This window comes from Streptomyces sp. NPDC001843 (assembly GCF_042891955.1).
Classification (GTDB): Bacteria; Actinomycetota; Actinomycetes; order Streptomycetales; family Streptomycetaceae; genus Streptomyces.
The window spans coordinates 87,362-93,960 of sequence record NZ_JBIATQ010000009.1 but is presented as its reverse complement, the minus strand read 5'-3'; the positions used below and the strand labels follow the sequence as shown (position 1 = coordinate 93,960).

Here is a 6,599-nt window from a genome sequence, read left to right as displayed (position 1 = left end):
ACCAGCTCGGCATGATCGCCCAGGAGCGGGGGGACTACCAGCAGGCCGAGGAACGCTACCGCGCCTCCCTCACCATCGCCGAGGACCTCGGCGACCGCTCCGGCATCGCCTCCACCTACCACCAGCTCGGCATGATCGCCCAGGAGCGGGGGGACTACCAGCAGGCCGAGGAACGCTACCGCGCCTCCCTCACCATCGCCGAGGACCTCGGCGACCGCGCCGGCATCGCCACCAGCTACGGTCAGTTGGGTGTGCTCCGCACTCGGCAGCAACGTCCCGCCGACGGCGTGCGGTACACGCTGCAGGCCCTGGCGCTTGAACTGGAGAGCGGAAGGCCGCCCCATATCAGCCTCTACTGGCTCGGCCGACAGAGGGCTCTCCTCGGCGACGACGCCTTCCGCTCTCTCCTCGAGGAACTACTGCCGGACGAGGTAGCAGCATCGGTCATGATCGTCACGCAGCTCCAGGGCGAACCCGTGCCACATGACGAGTCGGCCGACCCGGACGACCCCACAGGCACAGACCAGGCATAGACCGCAGCGCAGCACCCCGCGGCCCTCCACACCCCGCCACGTCATCCATCCCAGTAACGTGAGGCACGGAAACCGAGGACAGGACATACCGTCGGCAGCCGAGGGGAACGGTCATGGTGCGTGCACCCAAGAGCGTGGATGTGAAACTGAACCTGCACGTGCTGGAGATCTCCGGCACCTGGGAGCCCAACGACGCCGAACGCCGCGCAGCCTGGGAAGTCTACGTAGAACTCGTCACCCGGGTCTCCGTAGTCCCCTTGCGTGCCGACGAGGGCCTCCTGCGCGAAGCACTCAGCAGCCTGTACTCCCTGTTCGCCACGACCCGCGACGTCCTGCGCCAGCACGGCCCGGACGTGGCCGAGCCGAAACGCAACGGACAGTACAACTTCGGCTACCTCGCCGTCGCCATGCTCAACTTCGGCATCCGACCCCTGCTCGCCCGATGGCACCCCGCACTGGAGGACTGGGAACACCAGCGCCCCGCCGACCGCTCCCGCCGCGACCACGAACAGCTCTGGCCACACGCGGCCGAACTCCGCGCAGCCCTCAACGACACCCGCCGCATCCTCACCTCCTACGCCGACCTCCTCGCGACCGCCTGCGGCGTCCCCAACCTCCTACAAGCGGTACCCACCAGCAACTGACCAACCACCCTCACCACCCCGGCCACCGAACGTGCCCGCCGAAGCACATGACGCACAGCGGCGACACACGCCAAGCACCACCAACCTCTTCGGCATACCCAGCCCGACAGGCCTCTGCGACCGTCGGAAAGCCCGTGTCAGACGCGTGGGGGGATCTGGCGGGCCAAACAGTCAGTGCGCTCATCGGTACGTTGGCCGGTGGAGGTATCGCGATGTACGTGGCACGCCGGCAAACCGCAAGGACCATCGAGTCCCAAGTTGAGCTCGCCGCTCCTCAGGAAGCTGCCAACTTGATGGTGGTACACGGCGTGAACGTCCCGGGCGTGCCACAGCCGTTCGGCCGAGGCGGCCGACGTCGGCAGGTCGACGGCGACGGCGCACGCTCCACCCGGATCCCCGCGCCCGGCACGACGCCTGTCGCTGCTGCCGACGAGGGCCCGAACGCGGCTGGCGTCTCCGTTCGCGGCACGGCCAGTGAGCTGGTCCTCGGGTTGCCTCGGCCATGGAAACTGCGCCATCCGAGCGGTATCGGGCGGCCAGAACCGGGGAGGGAATCAGGCTCGACGGTCGCCGTAGTACGTTTTCCGCTCCCGTGACCGACCCAATTCACCGGGGAGCTGACGCATGGCCGGCTACGAAGAACACTCCCAGGCCGCGAGCGATCTATTGGCATCGATGAAGCTCGGAAAGCTGTCCTCGTACGAAGACCGTGCACGGGCCGCACAGGTCGAAGCCCTACTGGCACTCGCCGCAGCCGTCGCCGGTAGTCAGACGGGATCCTCATTGCAACCGCCACAGTGGGAGCGGTAGCTGGGCCGTCCGGAGCGGACCAGCTGACCACGAGCCCTCACCTGATGGCCTGGTTCGGCTCAGGGCTTTCTGGGTGTCCGACCGCTCGGCCGACCACCCCTCGTCGCGCCTCGGCTCCGCCGTGGTCTGGCCTTCGAAAGCCGTGACTGTCCCGCACCGGCGTTGATCGGTCAGGCGGCCGCAGGTCACGGCCGCAGGTGATCAGTTGTGGCTGTGCGGCAGCTCGGCGCGTGCATCTTCGCCGGTGACTGAAGCTCACGTCGAGATGCCGGGTGAGCAGGAGCCGGTCGCCAACCGTGACCCGGCTTGCTCGGCACTACCCGCTCTCTGGCGGCACCGAGTAGTCCGTCCCGGGGAGTTATCGCTCGGTCCGGGATGTGTACAGCCCGACACCTCCGATCGCTACGATGCGCCGGGGCCGCGCCCAGGCTGCGCGGAATCGTTTCTGGAGGGGGATACCTGTGTTCGTGCTGTCCATCCTGCTGTTGATAGGCGCGGTAGTGCTCCTTCTCGTCGGCCGCGGCCGCACCGCCGCAGGCCGCTGGAAGCTCGGGGCGGCGCTCAGCGCCGTGGCGGGCGTGCTGGCAGGCGCCTTCGCCTGTGTCCATGTCGTGAGCGCCTACGAGGTCGGCGTGCCGGTGACCTTTGGCAGGATCGGGACGCCGCTGACCTCGGGTATCCACTTCAAGTCACCGTTCACCGACGTCACGTCCTTCTCCACCCGCCCGGTGGACCTCGACCTCAACGACAAGGACGTGGTCGAGGTGCGCTCCTCGCAGGGCGGGGTGCTCTACGCGGACGTCACCATCAAGTGGGCCGTGGTGCCGGCCAAGGCGGTCGCGCTGTACCGGCTCGCGGGCAGCGAGGAAGCCGTCCAGGAGCGCTTGGTGGTGCCGGACAGTCGCGAGATCATCCGCAACGTCTTCGCGAAGCACACCAGCGAGGAAGGTTACGCATCCGCCCGCGAGCAGATCGGCTCGGAGATCGCCGACCTGGTCAAGAAGCGACTGGCACCGCGCGGCATCGACGTCACTTCCGTCAACCTGCGCAATGTGAGGCCTTCGGAGAAGTTGCAGGACCAGATCGACAAGAAGATCCAGCAGGAGCAGGCCACCGAGCGGGCCACCGAGGCCGCACGTACGGCCAAGGCGCAGGCGGAGCGCAAGCGCATCGAGGCGGAGGGCATCGCCCGCGCCAACAAGATCATCGAACGGTCGCTGAGTGACAAGGTGCTGTACAACCAGTGCCTCGATGCGTACAAGGAAGCCGCGAAGGCCAACCCGGTGTACGCGGTGCCGTGCGGTACGGACTCGGACGGCACGCCGGTCATCGTGGACAGCAGCAAGAAGTGAGGCCTCCGCAGGCCGCGCCTTGCCTCGTTCTGGGTGCGGAGAGGAGACCGGTCCGGCGCCGTCAGCCGAGGGCGTCGAGCAACTCGCGCTCGCGCTGGCCGCTGAGGCCTGCGCGCCTTTCCCGGTCCAGCCCCTGCTCGCGTTCCCAGCGCAGCGTGTCGGCCAGCATCTCCGCCGTGGGCCGGTGACGCAGTCCCGCGGCGCGGGCCGAGGACCCGTCCCGGGCCGACCAACCTTCCCAGCCCGGCTCGACCAGCCACATCGGCAGCGATTCGGGACCCATGTACTGGGCCACGCCGTTGGCGAGCAGCCACGCCGAGTCGGCGGTGACCACCGGACCGGTGTGCCCGCCGACGGCGCGGGACAGCTCGATCCACTCCGCGAACGGAACGACCGGGCCGACGGCGTCGTACGTGCCGGTGGTTCCCGTCTCCGCGGCGTCGAGCAGCCAGCAGGTGAGGTCCCGCACGTCGACCACCTGGGTGGGCATGGCCGGTGTGTCGGGGATCAGCATCGGCCCTCGCGGATCGCGTGCGGCGCGGGCGACCCAGTAGCCGGAGCGCCCGCTGTGATCGCCCGGGCCGCCGATGAGCCCGGCTCGTGCGATGAGGAGGCGGTCGCCCACAGCGGCTGTCGACGCCTGCTCGCAGGCGACCTTCGCCTCGCCGTACGACTCGCGGTCGACCTCGCTCCGGTCGGTCGGGGCGAGCAGGGCCGCGGACTCGTCCGCCCCCAGCGTGGCGTGGGAGGCGTAGGCGTTGCCGGACGAGACGTAAACCCAGTGCCCGGCCTTGCCACCCAGCGCGTCGAGCGCTCCCCGCACGAAGCCCGGCTGCCATGACACCTCGACGACCGCGTCCCATGCGCGGTCGAGCAGGGGCTCGTACGCCGACGGATCGCGCCGGTCGGCGGCGACCAGGGTCGCTCCGTCCGCGACTTCCCCGCTCTCGCCACGCGCGAGGCACGTCACCCGATGGCCTCGTTCGACCGCCTGCCGCGACAGCTCCCGAGCCACCCATGCCGTTCCGCCCAGAACCAGGATCTCCATACCGACACACAAGCACCGGGATCACCGCGCGGCCAGGCGGATTCGCTGACAGCAGATGGTCAGCGAATCCGCCCCATCGATCTCAACCCTCGGGCACTGGCGGTCACTTGGTGAGCGCACATCCCTGGAAGGGGCTCAGGAGCCCGACATGGTGGCCCCGAACATGGGGTCGTCCCCCGATTTCTGGATGCCCACGGACGACGCGCCGAAGCTCACCGCGCCGGTGGTCGTGACGCCTCGGGTGGAGCCGCGCAGGACCCACACGGCGCCGTCGTCGCTGTTCTCGCCGGCCGCGCCCACCGACAGATCCGCGCGACCGTCCTTGTTGTGGTCGGCGAGGTAGACGGCGTCGCCGAACAGGTCCGACGACTCGTTGGCACCCGGGACACCCGAGGTGTCCTGGTTGAAGGACTGCGCGCCGGTCCCCGTCAGGCCGGAGGCGCCGCCGCGCAGCACCCAGACGCTGCCTGTGTCGCTCGCGGAGCCTATGGTCTCGAAGTTGGCGCCGACGGCGAGGTCCGGATAGCCGTCGCCGTTGACGTCGCCCGCGGCGAGTGCGCCACCGAACGAGTCGTTGGACTCGTCCGCTCCCGGCACACCCGCGGTGTCCTGGCTGAAGACGGCGCTGCGAGTGGTGTCGACGCCCGCCTTGCCGCCGTAGAACACGGTGACGTAGCCGCCCTTCGCCGTCGTGTCCGTGACGGAGACGAAGTCGGAGCCGACGACCAGGTCGTCGTGTCCGTCGCGGTCGAAGTCGGCCACGGTGAGCGCGCCCGCGTACCCCGCGCCCGCCTCGGTCTGCAGCGTGGGCCCGGTGGAGGCGCCCCGGTAGACGAAGTTGCCCGCGGAGGAGCCCACCACCAAGTCGTCCGTACCGTCGTCGTCGAAGTCCCCGGCGGCCAGTTGGACGGCGCCCATGGGGTACGCGCCGGACTCGATCTGCGCGTCGAAGCGCAGCTTCCCGGCCGCGCCGCGGGACTTGGTGAAGCCGCCCTTGAAGATCCACACGTCCTTGCCGGTGGAACCGACCGCCAGGTCCGCCTTCCCGTCACCGGTGAAGTCCCCGACGGCGAGTGACTGGCCGAACCGGTCGTGGCCCGACGCGTTCGGGTCGCTGATCGCAGTGCCGCCCGACAGGCCGGACGGGCTGCCCCAGAGGATCGTGACCGAACCGCCGTCGACGTCGCCGCCGACGTCCTCCAGGGGTGTGCCCACGACGAGGTCGCCGTAGCCGTCGTTGTTGAGGTCGCCGTGCGCGAGTTCGGTGCCGAAGCGGTCGGAGGTCTCCGAGTCGCCCGGCACACCGGGGGAACTCTGCGACGTGGTCTTGTGGCGGGCGGCGGTGATACCGCTCGACGAGCCGTAGTTGACGACCACGGCGCCCGCCTTCGCCTTCCCTCCCGCGACGGCGCCCGGGGCGCCGGTCGCCAGGTCGCGGTATCCGTCACCGTTGAAGTCGTCGGCGAGGCGCGACGGGGCGGCACTCGCTCCGCCGGGCAAGGTGATGAGCAGGCCACCGGCCAGGGCGGACGCGACGGCGATGGCGCCCAGGACGGCGGGGCGCCGGGAGCGTTTGTGGTGGGGCCGCGACATGAGTTCCTCTCCAGAACATACGAACAGGCCCTGGGATGACCTCTGTTGGGGCTGAAGGGTTGTACGGGAAAGGAATCGGCAGCGGTCAGCGGCGGCCGTCGGGCCTGTCCGTGTCCGCCGCCGCAGTCGGCGGGACCGCCCGGAGCTTCGCATCGAGCTGTACCCAGGACAGGTCCGGGCCCTCGAGCTCGACGACGGCGCTCCAGACGGGGGGCAGCTCCGTGAACTCCCCCAACGGCTGTCGGTGCATACGGACCACCCGAGCCGGGTGAATGACGGCTTCCGGTGGACTGACCACCGGAAGCACCGCATCGCGGAGGAAGACCCCCCGCTCCAGACTGACACTGCGGGCGTGGCAGACGACCCGGTGCGCCGAAGGACGCTCGTAGATGATCAGCACCTCCAGCAGACCCTCGGGCTCAGTGCTCGTCATTGTGCGGTTGTCTCCGTCTGGGTCTGGTTCGGATGGGGCAGCGCTGCCGACGAGTGGTCGTTCTCCTGTCGCGATGCGCTTTGGGTCAACCACGGGACCATCGTGCCAGTGAGCACCGGCTGTGCGCTGTTCGGTTTACCTGAGCAGCGAAAAGCAGATGCGGCGAGGGCGGTGGTGCTGCCAGGC

Annotated in this window: 6 protein-coding genes; 3 read left to right on the top strand and 3 right to left on the bottom strand. The window is 69.5% G+C overall.

The annotated features are described in order from the left end of the window. The 3 genes from ACFYZQ_RS22985 to ACFYZQ_RS22975 form a co-directional block, all read left to right on the top strand. Positions 1-533 (top strand): tetratricopeptide repeat protein (locus tag ACFYZQ_RS22985; RefSeq protein WP_389150664.1); only part of this gene is annotated, 533 nt, incomplete at its 5' end. Positions 534-646: 113 nt separating this feature from the next. Then, positions 647-1,177, top strand: coding sequence for a hypothetical protein (locus ACFYZQ_RS22980; protein ID WP_389150661.1), 531 nt, complete (start codon positions 647-649; stop codon positions 1,175-1,177). A 1,271-nt stretch (positions 1,178-2,448) separates the two neighbouring features. Then, a complete protein-coding gene (locus ACFYZQ_RS22975) occupies positions 2,449-3,339 on the top strand; it encodes a prohibitin family protein (protein ID WP_389150658.1) in 891 nt (296 codons plus the stop codon). Positions 3,340-3,400: 61 nt separating this feature from the next. On the opposite strand, the gene ACFYZQ_RS22970 is transcribed toward ACFYZQ_RS22975, so the two are convergent. The 3 genes from ACFYZQ_RS22970 to ACFYZQ_RS22960 form a co-directional block, all read right to left on the bottom strand. Next, positions 3,401-4,387, bottom strand: coding sequence for an NAD-dependent epimerase/dehydratase family protein (locus tag ACFYZQ_RS22970; RefSeq protein ID WP_389150654.1), 987 nt, complete (start codon positions 4,385-4,387; stop codon positions 3,401-3,403). 135 nt (positions 4,388-4,522) lie between these two features. Beyond that, a complete protein-coding gene (locus ACFYZQ_RS22965) occupies positions 4,523-5,980 on the bottom strand; it encodes an FG-GAP and VCBS repeat-containing protein (RefSeq protein WP_389150651.1) in 1,458 nt (485 codons plus the stop codon). An 85-nt stretch (positions 5,981-6,065) separates the two neighbouring features. Further along, on the bottom strand, positions 6,066-6,413 hold the full coding sequence (locus ACFYZQ_RS22960; RefSeq protein ID WP_389150650.1) for a hypothetical protein: 348 nt from the start codon (positions 6,411-6,413) through the stop codon (positions 6,066-6,068). Positions 6,414-6,599 lie beyond the last annotated feature (186 nt).

Coding starts and splice junctions, on each gene's coding strand:
- ACFYZQ_RS22980 (WP_389150661.1), top strand. CDS start 647: ATGGTGCGTGCACCCAAGAGCGTGGATGTGAAACTGAACCTGCACGTG.
- ACFYZQ_RS22970 (WP_389150654.1), bottom strand. CDS start 4,387: ATGGAGATCCTGGTTCTGGGCGGAACGGCATGGGTGGCTCGGGAGCTG.
- ACFYZQ_RS22965 (WP_389150651.1), bottom strand. CDS start 5,980: ATGTCGCGGCCCCACCACAAACGCTCCCGGCGCCCCGCCGTCCTGGGC.
- ACFYZQ_RS22960 (WP_389150650.1), bottom strand. CDS start 6,413: ATGACGAGCACTGAGCCCGAGGGTCTGCTGGAGGTGCTGATCATCTAC.